This window comes from Flavihumibacter solisilvae (assembly GCF_000814475.1).
In the GTDB taxonomy this organism is placed as follows: domain Bacteria; phylum Bacteroidota; class Bacteroidia; order Chitinophagales; family Chitinophagaceae; genus Flavihumibacter; species Flavihumibacter solisilvae.
Map to the genome: position 1 here is coordinate 1 of NZ_JSVC01000020.1, position 16,148 is coordinate 16,148.

Genomic DNA, 16,148 nt, shown 5'->3' on the forward strand with positions numbered 1-16,148 from the left:
TAAAATTATAGAAGAGAAAACCGGCTATCAGTAAAAACCTGCTGATATACTGGGTGCTTTCCTGAAAGTTGGACTTTTTGTAAAGCAAAACCATTCCGTACTGTGCAGCCACAAGATACCAGACGGACGGCAGCATCAGGTTCCAGTAAGGGGTTTTCGAAAATCCTTTCCAGAACAACGTAAACAGCCAGATTGCAAGGACGGGAATGACTGATAATAGCAGGTAACGGCGGAAACGTGAGTCGTCCCACAGGTAATAAAAGAACCCCAAGCCACTCAATGTATCAACGTGGATTGTCAGGTTGGAAACAAAGTCGTATTCACGGGAGTCCATGGGAAAACAGAATCCAAGGATAAAAAGGAAAATACTATATGCTGCATTAATCAGAATACACATCAGCAATTTGTCCTTCCAACACTTTTTTATCAGTAAAATTGCAACTGTGAACAGGAGTGTTAACAGGGTCAGATTATCGATAAGGGATATTATAGAACCTTTTACTGGCATTTCGGATATTGGTTAAATCACGTATTAAATACAAACACTAAAGTAGATAGTACGGTGGAGTTTTCTATCGTAAAACTACGGGGATAAGTACTCTTTTTTTTTAATGTAAATGATGAACCTTCTTCAGGATTTTAGCGCATATATCAACCGGGAAAAATTGTTCTCCCGGGGTGACCGGCTGCTGGTGGGCGTCAGCGGGGGACTGGATTCTACAGTATTGTGTAACCTGCTCAAAGAAGGCGGTTATTCGTTCGCGATAGCCCATGCAAATTTCCAGCTGAGAGGGGAGGAGAGTATCCGCGATGAAAATTTCTGCCAGGCACTTGCGGTATCCCTGGACGTTCCGTTTTTTGTGAACCGTTTCGAAACGGAAAGGTATGCAGCCGACAAGGGGTTGTCCATTCAGCTGGCGGCCAGGGAACTTCGATATGACTGGCTGGAAAGCATCATGGAAGAAAGTAAATCCGGCGTGGATGCTTTTGACTGCCTGTTAACTGCGCATCACGCCAACGACAATGCCGAAACAGTAATGATGAATGTTTTCCGGGGCACGGGCCTTGCGGGAATGCATGGCATTCTCCCTTCGCGCGGAAGAATCAGGAGGCCATTGTTATTTGCGGAACGTACAGTGATTGAGGCCTACGCCCGTGCACGGAAACTAAACTGGGTGGAAGACAGTTCCAACGCGTCTGTTAAATACACGCGGAATTTTATCCGTCATGCCGTTGTACCGCTGGTGAAGCAGCAATACCCTTCAGTTATCAGTAACCTCAATGATACTGCCGGGTATTTTCGCCAGGTGCAGTCCTTCTACGAACATTCAATGCGTGCATTGTTGAAAAAGCTCATTGTGCATAACGGTCCTGATCAGCAGATCTCCATTTTGAAGTGGCGGCAGTTACCCGGGACAGAGGCAATACTTCATGCCTGGCTTTATCCATATGGTTTCAGTGCGGGCCAAATTGGGGAAGTGGCATCGCTGGCTGACAGCCAGACCGGCCAGTTCATTGAAACATCAACCCATCGCCTGATCAATAACCGCAAATGGTTCGTACTAACCGAAAAACAGGAAACCGCTTCGTTGATCCCACTCGTTGAGGGAAATGGCGACATCCGGTTCCGTGATGGAATGCTTGAGTGGAATTCGGTACATTATTCAGGCCAGTCAATTCCGGCAGATCCGAATATTGCATGGCTCGATAGTTCATTGATCGGCTATCCTTTACTGTTGCGTCCATGGAAACAGGGTGATTATTTTTACCCGCTTGGCATGCAGAAAAAAAAGAAACTGGCGCGTTATTTCATCGATGCAAAAATCAGCCGGGCAGAAAAGGACAGGATCTGGGTGCTGGAATCAGATAAGAAAATTGTCTGGGTGATTGGGCATAGGATCGATAACCGCGTGAAGATCCGGCCGGGAACGACAGAAGTTCTTGCCCTTCGCTTTAATAGCGCGACTTAATGGCCTGGATAAAAGCCTTGAAGACATCATAATCCGACATAAGTTTCGCAGCAATAACCGTAAACAGGATACCGAAAATCGCACCGCTGAAGTGTGCACGGTGACCGATATTATCACCACCCCTTTTTGCCATATAGGCGGAAAGGGCGAGGAACAGGAATCCGAAAATATAACCCGGGATATCTATGGGGATGAAAATAATACGCAATGGCATGGTCGGCTTCAGGATGATCGCAGCAAAAATAACTGCCGATACTGCACCTGATGCTCCAAGCGCCCGGTATGCAAAGTTGTTACGGTATTGAAAATAGTCGGGGATCACGGAAAAGATCAGGCCAAGCACGTATAATACCAGGTACATGTATTTCCCCTGGCTTCCGAACAGGTCAGTAAACAGGTAGATCTCAAGGAATTCTCCAAAAGAAAGCAATGAGATCATATTGAAAGCAAGGTGCATGACGTCACCATGAACGAATCCGCATGAAACGAACCGGTAGTATTGTTTGCGCCGGTCTATCTCTGCAGGCCAGAACAACAGGTCTTCCTTTATCTTTTCGCGGTTGAATGCGGCGATGGAGATGATACTCGTGATAATGATAATGGAGATGGTTATACTGAACATAGGCGGAAAGATAGTTAATCATGATGATACTTTTCGTTGCGCAGGATAGTGCATGCACGGTAAACCTGTTCAGCAAGTATCAGCCTGACGATCTGGTGTGGAAAGACCAGTTTGGACAGGCTCCAGGTGAAATCGGCCCGCTGTTGGATAATCTTCTCTACACCATATGCACCGCCAATCAGGAAGATCATCTGCTTCCTGCTTTCATTTGCTTTTTGCTGAAGCAATACTGCGAGCTCAGGTGAGCTGATCATCTTCCCTCTTTCATCGAGCAGGATCAGGTAATCATCTTTTTGAAGGTATTGCATTACCAACTGCGATTCGGACTTCCTGATAACCACCGGATCTGTTGACTTTGAAGGCGGAATGAGTTTCCATTCACAGGGAAAATATCGGTTGATCCTCCCCGTAAAATCTTCTACCGCCTCGCGTGTGGAAGCGTCCTGCTGCTTGCCGATGGTCCAAAGTTGAATTTTCATAAAAAACCTGAGTATTAGGCGGTATGGCGAACTTTTTGTGCTAAATTAATGATCTCCACCAGTATACGTTAAAACAGGAAATAAATGAAGCCCTGGCACACACTGTCGGTAGATGATGTATTAAAAGAAACAGGAAGCAGTTTAGATGGACTGGATGACGAAGCTGTGCAGCAGAAGACCAGTGAGTTTGGAAAGAATGAGTTGCAGACTTCAGGGAAAGTGCATCCGGTGATGATCTTCATCCGCCAGTTTATCGATGTCATGATACTTGTACTGGTAGTTGCAGCAATAGTTTCTGCATTTATCGGCGAATTGTCCGATACTATCGTGATCCTGGTCATCATCATCCTGAATGCAGTAATTGGTTTCTTCCAGGAATACCGGGCCGAGCAGGCGATGGAGGCATTGAAAAAAATGGCTGCTCCTTTTTCGAATGTTGTTCGCAATGGAAGTATTTCCGAAATCCCTGCAGCTGATATCGTGCCCGGAGATATCGTATTGCTGGAAGCCGGCGACCTGGTGCCCGCAGACATGCGCCTGATCGAGATTCACAGCCTGAAAATAAATGAAGCCAGTCTAACCGGTGAGTCACAGGCGATCGATAAAACAATTAACACCTGCTCCACAGCGGATATTTCATTGGGCGATCGTACCAACCTGGCCTTCAGGGGAACTCACGTCACCAATGGCCGGGGAAAAGGTGTAGTTGTAGAAACCGGTATGAAAACCGAGCTGGGCAAAATTGCCGGGATGCTGGAAAAAGCGGAAAGCAGTACCCCGCTTCAAAAGAGACTGAAGGATTTCAGCAGTAAGCTAACGGTTATCATCATACTGTTATGTATAGGCTTATTCATGATCGGCTACCTGCGGGGTGAAGAATTCAACCGGATGTTGCTCACGTCAATTTCCCTCGCCGTTGCTGCGATCCCTGAGGCACTTCCCGCAGTGGTAACTGTATCACTGGCACTCGGTGCGCGGCGCCTGATGAAACAAAATGCGCTGATCAGGAAACTTTATGCCGTAGAAGGACTTGGTTCGGTCACCTTTATTTGTACGGATAAAACCGGTACGCTTACAAAAAACCAGATGATCGTACAGGAGATCTGGGTGCCGGACGAAAAACGAAAAGAAGCATTCATGCAGGCCATGAGCCTCAACCATGACCTCAAAGAAAAAGATGGGAAAAAAACAGGTGACCCCACTGAACTGGCGATGGTTGAGTATGCGAAAACGACTGCCCCGTTCAAACGGGTTGAAGAGATCCCTTTTGATTCAGAACGGAAGGCAATGACGACGATCCATGAAAGAGAAGGGAAATACTGGGTGATCACCAAGGGTGCCGCCGAAGCGATCATGAATATGAGTAGGGATGTGCAACTGGTGGAAGAAATAAAAAAGCAGGAAGAGAAACTGGCAATGGGCGGCATGCGTGTCATCGGATTCGGGGCGAAACTGGTTGATAAGCTTCCGGATGAGATCAGCCCTGACAATGTGGAAAAGGATCTTGAATTCCTGGGATTGGCAGGACTTATCGATCCGCCCCGTGATGAAGCAAAACAGGCGATCAGGAAATGCAAAACGGCGGGTATTGTCCCGGTAATGATCACCGGCGATCATCCGCTTACAGCAGCAACGATAGCAAAGGAACTCGGGATTATTGAACACGATGATCACAAAGTAATAACCGGGCAGGAACTTGGCAGGAAAGAAGAAAGGGAAATGGAACAGGAAGTGTTGAAGATCCGCGTATATGCCCGGGTTTCACCGGAACAGAAACTGAAGATTGTAGACGGATTGCAGAAAAAGGAACAGTTCGTTTCCATGACTGGTGACGGTGTAAATGATGCCCCGTCACTTAAGAAGGCAAACATTGGTGTTGCCATGGGTATTACCGGCACAGAGGTAACAAAAGAGGCAGCGCACATGATATTGCTGGATGATAATTTCGCTACTATAGTCCGGGCAGTTGAAGAGGGAAGGCGTATTTATGATAATATCAGGAAGTTCATCAAATACATCCTGACGGGGAATGCTGCAGAGATCTGGACGATCTTCCTTGCCCCGTTTTTCGGCTTGCCTATTCCGCTGTTACCGGTACACATTCTCTGGATAAATCTCGTTACGGATGGCCTGCCGGCATTGGCACTTGCAGCGGAGAAGGAAGAACAGGATACCATGAACCGTCCACCGAGAAAGACCGGCGAAAGTGTATTTGCAAAGGGATTGGGAATTCATGTGATGTGGGTAGGGCTCTTTATTGGGCTCTTAACGATCGGTACCCAATGGTATGCAATGGAACATGGGATGAAGAACTGGCAGACCATGGTATTTACGGTTCTCTGTTTCAGCCAGCTCTGGCACGTAATGGCCATTCGCAGTGAAACACGATCGTTGTTTCGTATTGGTGTATGGAGTAATGTCCCGCTTATACTTGCGGTGTTGCTTACCGTTATTATGCAGTTCATGATCATCTATCTCCCTGAACTGGGAAAATTCTTTCATGTCGGCCCGCTGACTTTTCCGGAACTCCTGATTGCTGTTGGGGTTTCCATGGTCGTATTTATTGCGGTGGAAGTTGAAAAGTTTTTCAAACGGAGGCTGCGGGCAGGAAAGTGATATTCTTATTTCCCATTCTGCATTTGTGACCTGTATTCAACCGGTGAAACGGCGGTATGTTTCCTGAAGAATTTACTGAACTGGTACTGGTCCGAAAAACTTAGCGCGTATGCTACTTCCTTAACTGGCATGGGGTCAAATTGCAGGAGTCTTTTTGCTGCGATGATTACCCTGTTGTCGATCAGCTCTTTCGGGCTTCGACGGTCGAACTGGCGGCTTATGGTCGCAAGTCTCCTGGGGGGGACATGCAAATGAGCGGCATAAAACGCGACCTCCCGCTTAGTTTTATAGTTCTTTTCAAGAAGGTCGATGAACTGCTGGAATAGTTTGTATTCCAGGGTGAGGTTAGCGGAAGGATTACCCGCTGCATGACGCTGCAAATTGCTGATGCGGATCAGCAGGATCTTCAGGTATGCGATCATGACTTCTGCCTTACCGGGATAGTCTGTCCGCCGGTATTCTTTCAGGAATTCACCAAGTAAATGCGTAAGGTCTGAGGCGTCTTCCTCTGGCAGCTGCAGGTGCACATTAATAAGCAGGTGATTGAATAATGTTGTCCTTAACGCATTAAGACTTTCCAGCGCATACTCCCAGAATACGTCGCGGAATAGAAGCATATACCCTTCAAGGTGGCGTACCTTTTTATAGTAATGCACCTGGCCTTCAGAAATAAGGAACAGGTCATTACCGCTGACGGGAAAACATGTGTCGTCGATGCAATGTATTCCGTTGCCCTGCGGAAACCAGAGCACCTCGTAAAAATTATGCCGGTGAGGAATTGTGGAAACAGGGTAGTTGTCGCCATAATAATTCAGGTGAAACTGGTCGCGGAACAGGGAACTGCTGCTTACGTGATCCAATGTCAGCAAACCGGGCTTTTTTTTCATGGCCACAATTTCCCAGTTAAGTTAAGACTATGCCTGCAGCAATCTTCCTTTCACAAGCAGGAAAGAGCTCCTGATAAAGATATAAAGTACCAGGAGGCTCAGAATGCCCAGCATAATCCCGGCCAGCACAGTCGAATACCAGCTGTTGGCGTATGCCGCATACCGCAGTGACGCATTACTGATCGCTGCAATGGGAAACCCGACGGCCCACCAGGTGATCATGAAAGGAAGGTTCCTGTGAAACACCTTAGTGAACAGGACCAGGAACAGGAATATGCCAAAATAGAAAAGCACGCTGGCAAACAGGTTCACATCCCGGATGAGATTCGTGAATGCGAGGAACCCTACCGCAAACGGTGCAATGAGGATGATAAGGCTGGGTGTCATTCTTTCCGGCATCGGGTCATGGTGCATCAATCTCGATATTATAAGGACAAAGAACACGAGTGCCAGTACAGAGCCGACAGCAAAGCTGAATATATTTATTTCCATCATCCAGTTATAAGGAAGCCCGGTGCCTGTTACCGCCACGTCAAGCGTACCTACGCCGGGTATCAGCCACGCTGGTGTTGCGTGCAGAAGGTCCTGTTTGTTTTTCATCAGCCTCGTGATGATCATGTACGCAACAGCATTTGTAAGTACTGCCCCGGTTAACCATAAGGCGAGTGATGCGCCTGCGTGCCAGGGCCTGATCACAGCAGACAACAATAACACTGAAATGGGAATGGTACCAAAAAAATTACCTACTACCGGGTGATGGAATTCTTCGGAAGTTTTTGCCCGGAAAAGGTAAGTCTTGATGATATATGCTACAGTCAGAACGGCAAAAATTACAATTGCTGTAACCCCGGTAATAGTTGAAATGATCATTGGTGCACCAAACAGGGGGGAAGCTGCGCGCCATGACAGCGAAAGCCCGGCAATACCCATTACAGACCCGAACAGGCTGACCGGCAGGAATTGCAGGTTTTTAATCCGGTTCTTAAATGCACGCCTCACCGGGACTGCACCCGTCCACAGTTTGCTGCTGGTTCTGCTCTCAGATTTCTCTTTTATGATAATTTTTTCCATTTGTAACGATTTGGACACAAAGTTCCGCAGGAATGGAAAGGATGTAAATGGCCGGAAGTGCGAATGTGATGTCAGAATTTCGCTGACAGGAACGTGGGTACGTAGTGATTGGGCAATAAAAAAAGCCGCTGTTAAAGCGGCTTTTAGTGACTCCGTCAGGATTCAAACCTGAAACCTTCTGATCCGTAGTCAGATGCTCTATTCAGTTGAGCTACGGAGCCATTCCCTTTAAGGGAGTGCAAAGATAAGGGAAACCGGTTCTAAATTCCAAAAATTACAAACCAAAATTTCCCTCAATTTTTTAATGCGTGATTAGTAGTGCCACCTCACAAATGCTTCCATTGCAGCGTATTGTGTGAGGCCGAGCTGTGCATACAGTTTTGCTGTATGGCCGTTCCTGTCTTCAGCGCGCTGCCAGAATTCGCGGGCATCGGAACCCTGGAAAGGAACCATATCCTTTTGGGACTGGTGAATAAAAATTCCGAATCGTTTCTTCATCACCTGGTCAGGGCTCATCGGAATGGCCATTTCAATTTCTTCGATATTCCATTCCTGCCATGCGCCTTTGTACAACCATACCCAACAATCTTTAACCCAGTCATCGCCTTCTTTTTTCAGCCTGCGCATTGATTCAAAGATGATATCCAGGCAAACCTTATGCGTTCCATGCGGATCGGCGAGGTCACCTGCCGCGTAGATCTGGTGCGGCTTGACCTTCCTGAGCAGTTCCATAGTAAGTTTCACATCCTCTTCGCCCATTGGCTTTTTTTCGATCGTTCCTGTTTCATAAAAAGGCAGGTTCTGGAAGTGGACATTGCTATCTTTTATTCCAACATAACGGCATGTAGCTTTCGCTTCACCGCGGCGGATCAATCCTTTGATAGCCCGGATTTCCGGGGTATCGATCTGGCTGGTCTTTTTGCCGGAGAAGAACTGCTGCGCGTTGTTGAGAACCTGGCGCGACTTACTGGAATCAATACCCGAAATTTCTTCAAAGCCCACTGCGGTATCAATGAATCTTGTTACAAATTCGTCCGTTACTGCAATATTTCCGCTGGTCTGGTAGGCCACGTGTACATCATGTCCCTGGTCGTGCAGGCGCATGAATGTTCCGCCCATGCTGATGATATCATCATCCGGGTGTGGAGAGAAGATCAGGCAGGTCTTTGGATAGGGAAGTGAGCGCTCCGGATGGGCAGGGATAACTGCATTTGGTTTTCCGCCCGGCCAGCCGGTAATGCTGTCGCGCAGCAGGTAAAACACCTGGAGGTTTATTTCATATGCGTCCCCTTTTTCAACAAGCAGTTCACCCAGGCCACTGTCATTGTAGTCACTGTTGGTGAGTCCGAGGACTGGCTTGCCCAGTTTCAGGGCTGTACTTACCACAGCTTTTTTGATCAGCTTGGGAGTCCACTCAATTTCGCCGGTAAGCCATGGAGAGCGGTAACGGGTCAGTTCGGCAGCAGCCATTTCATCAACCACGAAAATGGCATCATTATGTTGTTGCAATAGCGAAGCAGGGATCTGCTCCGTCACATTTTCTTCTACGGCTTTCTGGATCACAGGCGCTTTCATCGGACCCCATCCCATCAGGTAGATCTTCCTCGCCTTCATGATGGTATCAATGCCCATGGTAACAGCCATGCGCGGTACCTGTGAAATATTGGCAAACTCGAAAGAGTTGGCAATACGGGTGGAATTTTCGAGTGTCACCAGGCGGGTGCGGGAGAAACGGCTTGAACCAGGTTCGTTGAACCCGATATGACCGTTATTCCCGATTCCGAGGATCTGTACATCAATTCCACCGGTTGATTCAATCAGCGCTTCATACTCAGCGCAGTATTTCTTGATCTCCTCTTTTGGCCATTCCCCGTTCGGGATATTGATATTTTTGGGATCAATATCTACATGGTTGAACAATTGTTCACCCATGTAGCGATTATAGCTTTGCAGTGCGTCATTGTCGAGTGGATAGTATTCGTCGAGGTTGAAGCTGATTACATTCTTAAAGCTCAGGCCTTCTTCGCGATGCATTCTTACCAGTTCGGCATAAACCGTCTTAGGGGATGAGCCTGTTGCCAGTCCCAGTACACAATTTTTGCCTTCTGCCTGTTTACGCCTGATGATACCTGCTATTTCCTGTGCAATAAAAACCGATCCTTGTTTGAGATTATCAAAAATTTTGACAGGAATTTTTTCGAACGAATCTACCATGCTCATTTTGGTTGAAAATTTGTTGAGGTCACGAAATTAACTTTAAAACGAATAATGTGAGTCAGAATTCCTGCGCAAACGTTAGATCAAATTAATTACCGGATGCTGATTTCGTCTGCAAAGAGCCAGGCTTTATGCCCTGCACCTGCCTGACCATCCGGAATTTGTCCATAGTTAACAGCTTTCACTTTTACAAAACGGGCTTTAAGTGCGGGGAAAGATACCTCGAGTGACTTCATTGAATTTCCGTCCTCCCTGCTAGTTGCCTGGCCACCTGTTACAGCTTTATAGTTGTTGCCGTCATCTGAAACGGAAATCTCAAATTTTGCCGGGCCATAGATCCAGCTGCCATGAGATTCCGCAATGTGCAACTGGACTTTTTCGAAGCTGGTGGATTCACCAAGGTCAATAGTTGCATCCAGGTCACTGCCTTCCCAACCAAGCCATTCAGTGGAGTTCATTCCTTTTTCAGAACGTAATCCGTTTACAAGTCCGAATGCGCCGCCCTGTCCGGGATAGTTTTTCGACGGGTTGTTTTGAAGGCTGATTTTTTTCCCTGTTGCTTTATTTGTAGTAAAGTTCAGCTGAACCTTTGCACCGGCAGGTTTACCCTTTAGTTCATTCCAGGCCGTAAGTTTCGCATTTGATGTTATGGACAGCGGTCCATTGTATTTTGTCGTAGTTGCAGCAGATGATCCTGCACCTTCCAGGATATATACAGGTTGTGCAGCAGCAATCGGGCTTTCGAGTTTTACCTGCAGTCCTTTGTTTGCAGCAGCCGGAACTACATTTGCTTTCAGGTCAAAATAGGATTTACTGTAGTTGCTGCCCCATTTGCCGTAACGGTTGAAAATGGCAGGGATCTTTTTCTCAAATGACTTCCAGTTGCGTTTTGAAGCAGGACTCCATAATACTTCGCTCAATGCGCTCATCCTGGGAAAGACCATATATTCCACTTTGGAAGGATTCTTTATGTATTCTGTCCACAGGTTAGCCTGCGCACCAAGGATATACTTCTGCTTGTCTGCAGGTAATGCAGCAGGTACCGGCTCATAACTGTAGGTCTCTTCAAGTGGCGTGTAACCACCAATGGTAACCGAATCTTCGTTTCTCGTCTGCGAGTGGTCGAAATAAACAAAATTACCAGGTGTCATGATGACCTCATGATTTTCCTTTGCTGCTGCAATTCCGCCTTCTTCACCGCGCCAGCTCATAACCAGGGCATTGGGCGCCAATCCGCCTTCCAGGATTTCGTCCCAGCCAATAATCGTGCGGCCTTTGGAGTTAATATATTTTTCCATCCGGTTAATGAAATAGCTCTGCAGTCCGTGCTCATCTTTCAATCCCTTTTCCTTAATCAGGTTCTGGCAGAATTCGGAACGTTTCCAGTTGGTCTTTGGGCATTCATCACCGCCAACATGAATGTATTTTGAGGGGAATAGTGCGATCACTTCATCAACAACATCCTCGAGGAATTTGAATGTATTTTCTGAAGGAACAAATACATCATCATAAACACCCCAGCTCTGGATCACCTGCTTGCCTGTTGAATCACCAGCCCATGCACAGTTTTCGGGTACATATTTTTTCGTGGCTTCCCCGGGGAAGCAGCTGAGTTCAGGATATGCCGCGATAGCTGCAGAAGCATGTCCTGGCATCTCGATCTCCGGAACTACTGTAATATACCGGTCAGCAGCATACTTTACCACTTCCCTGATTTCGTCCTGGGTATAGAAACCGCCGACCCTGATGTTGTCATTGCCGGTACCGGGGTAGCGGCCGACAATTGTTCCGTTTCTCCAACCACCAACTTCGGTGAGTTTCGGATATTTTTTGATTTCGATCCGCCAGCCCTGGTCGTCGGTCAGGTGCCAGTGGAAATAGTTCATCTTATGGAGCGCCAGGTAGTCGATGTACTTTTTCACAAAGTTCACATCAAAGAAATGACGGCTCACATCCAGGTGCATGCCGCGATATCCAAAACGTGGATAGTCTTTGATATTCACATGTGGTATTTGTAACGCGGTCTTGCTGCCTTCTGTTGGAAGCAGCTGAATGAGTGTCTGCACGCCATAAAAAACGCCGTTTGCATTATCGCCGGCAATGTTTACTCCTTTGTTGCCTACCTGCATCCGGTAAGCGCCTGGATACCTGTACTCCTGTTTTTCGTAGCTAAGGGTAATACCTGCAGATTTGCCATTCGGCACTACGGCAAGTTTGAACCCGTACACTTTTTGAATATAATCATTCAGGAAAGATGCTGACTCTTCCAGCCCCGAACCAACGAGGTTGATCTTCGTGTTTGAATTGATTACATATTTAGCCGCGGTTTTCGGCATAGTCATTTCTGCCGGCTCCGGAACGATGGAAATCTGTTGGGCAAAGGATGCTCCCTGCAGAACCATTCCCGCCAGGAACATCAAAGCAAGCTTGCGCATATTATAATGAGTTTATAGATGGTGCAAATAAAAGACCGGTTGTAATGGGTGCCGGTCTGAAAATTATCATTTATGTGGATTTATTTAACAATGGGAAGGATGACGGATGAAGCATTGCTGCTATTGTGAAGCACCCGGATGGTTGCTTTTCTGAAATCTTCATCACGGGCTTCATAAATATTCATGAACTGTTGCGGGTTACGGTCCATCAGCGGAAACCAGCTGCTCTGCACCTGGATCATAAGCCTGTGTCCTTTTTTAAAGGTATGCGCAATATCGGGAAGCGTGAATTTTACCTGTTCGGTTTTATTCGGTTTAAAGGGGACCGGCGATTCAAAGCTCTTCCTGAATTTGCCCCTCATGATCTCTCCCCGTACCAGCATCTGGTAGCCTCCCATAGGGTATGAACCTCCATTTGTGCGGACCGGTTGCGCAATTGCATCATCGTATTTAAAATTGTCCGGAAAAACGTCAATAAGCTTAACTACGAAGTCGGCATCGGTACTGCTGATGCTCACCAGCAGGTCGGCGACCAATGGTCCGGCGAGGGTAAGGTCGTTTTCCAGAATTTCCGTATTGAAAGTAAGCACGTCCGGCCGCCTGCCCGCGAAACGCTGGTCATCAGTCATATACTCACGGGTGCGGGAATAGTGAATATCTTCTGTATAAGGAACAGGTGATGACGGGTCACTTACATACTCACTCATTGAATTGCCTTCTGAAGGTTTCTGCCAGGCCAGTCCACCATTTGGCTGCAGGTAGAGCGGGGTTGGCTGAATTCCTGCTGGCGGCCATTGCGGAAGTTGTTTCCATTTGTTCTCACCGGTAAAGAACACTGTGGCTTCTGCAATCTTTGGTTCTTCTCCCTTTCCTTTCAGATAGTAATTGAAGAACGGGATTTCAATATTGTTCTGGTACCATTCAGATGTTCTGCTGCCAAACCTGACATTGCCAAGAAAGCTGCCATCGCCGCGGCTCCACTGGCCGTGGTACCAGGGACCCATTACAATGCGGTTATTGGTCGACGGACTCTGTGCCTCGATTGCCTTATAGGTATTCCATGCCCCGTAAGTGTCTTCGGCATCAAACACGCCGCCAACAGTAAGCATCACGGGTTTAACATCGAACAATGCGGTGCGCGCATTTCGCGCTTTCCAGAATGTGTCGTAATTGGGATGGGCGTACAGGTCTTTCCAGAATTTTATACTGTCGCCGGTCAATTTCATGAAATTGCTCAACGCGCCTATCCGCAGGAAGGATTCATAATTATCGTTCCTGGGCATTGAAAGACTGCTTACCGGGCCCTGGGTTGTAGGTACCGGTCTCGGGTAGCCGAAACCACCTGCATAGAACAGGAACGCGTCCATCAGGCAGAAGGCGCCATTATGATGGAAATCGTCACCAAGGAACCAGTCGGTTACAGGTGCCTGCGGGCTGACTGCTTTCAACGCAGGGTGGCCGCTGGCAGCTGCCATGGTAGAATAAAAGCCGGGATATGAAATTCCGAATACACCGACGTTGCCATTGTTGGCCGGTACATTTTTTATGAGCCAGTCAATTGCATCATATGTATCACTTGCTTCGTCGATGTCAGCAGCTGATTGTTTGTTCTTATTAAAAGGTCTCACATCAACAAATTCACCTTCACTCATCCAGCGTCCCCTTACATCCTGCAGCACGATGATATAGCCTTCACGCATATAATATTTCCAGTGACCTTCCCAGAACGCACGGAAATTTTTTTCTCCGTAAGGTGCGCAGGAATATGGCGTCCGGTTCATCAGAATGGGATGTTTCTCTGAAGCATCCTTCGGCAAATAAATGGCGGTAAAGAGGCTTTTACCGTCACGCATCGGCACCATCTTTTCAAGTTTGGTATAATTGTCACGGATCCAGGCCGAGTCCAGCGTATGGATGGTTTGTCCCTGCACGGAAACAGCCAGATAAATACAGAAAATTGTAATGAGTTTTCTCATGTTAATATTGTTGAATTCTGAGGAAGATTAAAAGTAGTGAATGATTGAGTAAATGCATTACTTTGAAGTTCAAATCAGTATTTCATGTTACAGCGGAGAAGATTTCTACAGCAGTCAATATTGAGTTCCCTGGGTTTTCTTGTCGGAAAAGAGAGCCTGCAGGCAGCTTCGGGCAACCGTTCCGGTTATGGAACGAAGCCAATTGTCGTTTCAACCTGGGCGCCCAATGCCAAAGCAAATGCAGAGGCCTGGAAAGTTCTTGCAGCCAAAGGCCGGGCGCTTGACGCGGTGGAAAAAGGTGTTCACGTTACAGAAGCAGATCCTGCTGACCAGAGTGTGGGATATGGTGGACTACCCGACAGGGATGGTAAGGTAACTGTTGACAGTTGTGTTATGGATGAATTTGGGAATTGCGGTGCGGTGATGTACCTGGAAAACATCCTGCACCCGGTGTCTGTTGCGAGATTGGTTATGGAAAAGACCCCGCACGTGCAACTGGTAGGAAATGGTGCCCTGCAATTTGCCCTTTCGCAGGGATTTACGAAAACAAACCTGCTCACTGCTGAATCAGAAAAAGCATGGCGCAACTGGCTGAAGACTTCCAAATATGATCCCATGATCACTGTTGAGAATATCATGGAACGTGATAAAAAAGAGAAAAAGAAACCGGGACAGATTCACAATCATGATACCATCGGGATGATTGCGCTTGATCATAACGGCAACCTGAGTGGTGCCTGTTCGACAAGCGGTATGGCTTTCAAAATGAACGGCAGGGTGGGAGATTCCCCTATAATTGGTGCCGGCCTGTATGTTGACAACGAAGTTGGCGCGGCTACAGCAACAGGTCTCGGTGAAGAAATCGTACGCATCTGTGGTTCTCATACAATCATCGAAATGATGCGTGCAGGGTTTTCTCCTGAGGAAGCCTGCAAAAAAGCTGTAGAGCGGATCGTAAAACGTAATGGATTAGAAAAAGCCCGCAACCTGCAGGCAGGGTTCATCGCGATCAATAAGCAGGGCGAAGTGGGCGCGTACTCAGTGATCAAGGGTTTCAACTATGCCGTTCACACTTCAGAAGGCCCGTATACAAAAGATTCAAAGTTCCTGGTATGACACTGGAAGTAATCGCCTTCAATATTGAAAGTTGCGCGCTGATCGAAAAGGCAGGCGGGGGAAGAATTGAACTGTGTGCAAATCCGCCTGAAGGCGGTACAACGGTTTCGATGGGAATGATGAAGGCTGCACGTAAAGCTGTGGGCATTCCAATTTTTCCTATTATCCGACCCCGTGGCGGCGACTTTCTATATAACGATGAGGAATACACGATAATCCAGGATGATATCCGCCTCGCCAAAGAGACAGGTATGGATGGGGTAGTGATCGGTTTATTGAATGTGGACGGAACTGTTGACAAAATCAGGACCGCCAGATTAGTGGAGCTGGCGTATCCCATGGAAGTAACCTTTCACCGGGCGTTCGATCGCACACCCGATCCTCTGCAGGCGCTTGAAGACGTGATCCAATGTGGCTGCAACAGGATTTTGACATCCGGACTCGCCGATACCGCTTTACAGGGATTGGATATGTTGCAGCAACTGGTTAAAGCCGCAGATCAGCGCATTATTATTTTGCCCGGTTCAGGGATCCGGTCCGGTAATATCAGCCAACTGGCTACGGCAACAGGATTACAGGAATTCCATACTTCTGCCCGGACAACCCGTTTTAGCCGGATGAGCTACGAAAACCCCGGAATGCAGGAATCCCAAAATTCTTTCACCGTCGATCCTGCAGAAATTACCGCATGTATCGAAGCGCTTTCGGGCGCAGGCCATTTACAGCTTTGATACACGGAGGAAGCGCGGAAGCTACTTT

At 47.4% G+C, this 16,148-nt stretch carries 12 protein-coding genes and 1 tRNA gene; 4 read left to right on the forward strand and 9 right to left on the reverse strand.

Features of this window, described 5'->3' with window-relative positions; genetic code table 11:
• The coding region (locus tag OI18_RS17775) for a hypothetical protein (protein ID WP_152616875.1) at positions 1-397 on the reverse strand (397 nt) is incomplete at its 3' end.
• Positions 398-617: 220 nt separating this feature from the next.
• On the opposite strand from OI18_RS17775, the gene tilS reads away from it, so the two are divergent.
• The gene (gene tilS, locus OI18_RS17780) at positions 618-1,970 is read left to right on the forward strand and encodes a tRNA lysidine(34) synthetase TilS (protein ID WP_052273358.1); all 1,353 of its coding nucleotides are present in this window, start codon (positions 618-620) and stop codon (positions 1,968-1,970) included.
• On the opposite strand, the gene OI18_RS17785 is transcribed toward tilS, so the two are convergent.
• Positions 1,954-2,592 (reverse strand): rhomboid family intramembrane serine protease, encoded by a 639-nt coding sequence (locus OI18_RS17785; RefSeq protein WP_039142323.1) that lies wholly within the window; start codon positions 2,590-2,592, stop codon positions 1,954-1,956. The genes tilS and OI18_RS17785 overlap by 17 nt on opposite strands.
• Positions 2,593-2,606: 14 nt before the next feature.
• Positions 2,607-3,071: a 23S rRNA (pseudouridine(1915)-N(3))-methyltransferase RlmH gene (locus OI18_RS17790; protein ID WP_039142325.1), complete on the reverse strand. Its 465-nt coding sequence runs from the start codon at positions 3,069-3,071 to the stop codon at positions 2,607-2,609.
• A gap of 84 nt (positions 3,072-3,155) precedes the next feature.
• Between OI18_RS17790 and OI18_RS17795 the strand changes: the two genes are divergently transcribed.
• A complete protein-coding gene (locus OI18_RS17795; RefSeq protein ID WP_039142326.1) occupies positions 3,156-5,687 on the forward strand; it encodes a cation-translocating P-type ATPase in 2,532 nt (843 codons plus the stop codon).
• 5 nt (positions 5,688-5,692) lie between these two features.
• On the opposite strand, the gene OI18_RS17800 is transcribed toward OI18_RS17795, so the two are convergent.
• The 6 genes from OI18_RS17800 to OI18_RS17825 all read right to left on the reverse strand — a co-directional run bounded on the left by OI18_RS17800 (position 5,693) and on the right by OI18_RS17825 (position 14,273).
• Entirely contained in the window at positions 5,693-6,574 is an 882-nt protein-coding gene (locus tag OI18_RS17800) for an AraC family transcriptional regulator (RefSeq protein WP_039142328.1), read from the reverse strand.
• A gap of 27 nt (positions 6,575-6,601) precedes the next feature.
• A complete protein-coding gene (locus OI18_RS17805) occupies positions 6,602-7,645 on the reverse strand; it encodes an SLAC1 anion channel family protein (RefSeq protein ID WP_082038035.1) in 1,044 nt (347 codons plus the stop codon).
• Positions 7,646-7,792: 147 nt separating this feature from the next.
• Positions 7,793-7,866, reverse strand: a tRNA-Arg gene (locus tag OI18_RS17810).
• Between the two features lie 91 nt (positions 7,867-7,957).
• A complete protein-coding gene (gene nagB, locus OI18_RS17815; protein WP_052273359.1) occupies positions 7,958-9,865 on the reverse strand; it encodes a glucosamine-6-phosphate deaminase in 1,908 nt (635 codons plus the stop codon).
• 89 nt (positions 9,866-9,954) lie between these two features.
• Complete coding sequence (locus tag OI18_RS17820) at positions 9,955-12,297, reverse strand: glycoside hydrolase family 20 protein (RefSeq protein ID WP_039142330.1); 2,343 nt, start codon at positions 12,295-12,297, stop codon at positions 9,955-9,957.
• Positions 12,298-12,377: 80 nt separating this feature from the next.
• Positions 12,378-14,273 carry a CocE/NonD family hydrolase gene (locus OI18_RS17825; protein WP_039142331.1) on the reverse strand — a complete coding sequence of 632 codons (1,896 nt, stop codon included), beginning with the start codon at positions 14,271-14,273 and terminating at the stop codon, positions 12,378-12,380.
• Between the two features lie 84 nt (positions 14,274-14,357).
• On the opposite strand from OI18_RS17825, the gene OI18_RS17830 reads away from it, so the two are divergent.
• Positions 14,358-15,389, forward strand: a complete 1,032-nt coding sequence (locus tag OI18_RS17830) for a glycosylasparaginase (protein ID WP_039142333.1) — start codon at positions 14,358-14,360, stop codon at positions 15,387-15,389.
• A complete protein-coding gene (locus OI18_RS17835) occupies positions 15,386-16,120 on the forward strand; it encodes a copper homeostasis protein CutC (protein ID WP_039142334.1) in 735 nt (244 codons plus the stop codon). The genes OI18_RS17830 and OI18_RS17835 overlap by 4 nt, the downstream gene beginning before the upstream one ends.
• The last annotated feature ends 28 nt before the right edge of the window (positions 16,121-16,148 follow it).

Excerpts from the sequence above, each read along its gene's own strand:
- tilS (WP_052273358.1), top strand. The coding sequence starts at position 618 with ATGATGAACCTTCTTCAGGATTTTAGCGCATATATCAACCGGGAAAAA.
- OI18_RS17785 (WP_039142323.1), bottom strand. The coding sequence starts at position 2,592 with ATGTTCAGTATAACCATCTCCATTATCATTATCACGAGTATCATCTCC.
- OI18_RS17790 (WP_039142325.1), bottom strand. The coding sequence starts at position 3,071 with ATGAAAATTCAACTTTGGACCATCGGCAAGCAGCAGGACGCTTCCACA.
- OI18_RS17795 (WP_039142326.1), top strand. The coding sequence starts at position 3,156 with ATGAAGCCCTGGCACACACTGTCGGTAGATGATGTATTAAAAGAAACA.
- OI18_RS17800 (WP_039142328.1), bottom strand. The coding sequence starts at position 6,574 with ATGAAAAAAAAGCCCGGTTTGCTGACATTGGATCACGTAAGCAGCAGT.
- OI18_RS17805 (WP_082038035.1), bottom strand. The coding sequence starts at position 7,645 with ATGGAAAAAATTATCATAAAAGAGAAATCTGAGAGCAGAACCAGCAGC.
- nagB (WP_052273359.1), bottom strand. The coding sequence starts at position 9,865 with ATGAGCATGGTAGATTCGTTCGAAAAAATTCCTGTCAAAATTTTTGAT.
- OI18_RS17820 (WP_039142330.1), bottom strand. The coding sequence starts at position 12,297 with ATGCGCAAGCTTGCTTTGATGTTCCTGGCGGGAATGGTTCTGCAGGGA.
- OI18_RS17825 (WP_039142331.1), bottom strand. The coding sequence starts at position 14,273 with ATGAGAAAACTCATTACAATTTTCTGTATTTATCTGGCTGTTTCCGTG.
- OI18_RS17830 (WP_039142333.1), top strand. The coding sequence starts at position 14,358 with ATGTTACAGCGGAGAAGATTTCTACAGCAGTCAATATTGAGTTCCCTG.
- OI18_RS17835 (WP_039142334.1), top strand. The coding sequence starts at position 15,386 with ATGACACTGGAAGTAATCGCCTTCAATATTGAAAGTTGCGCGCTGATC.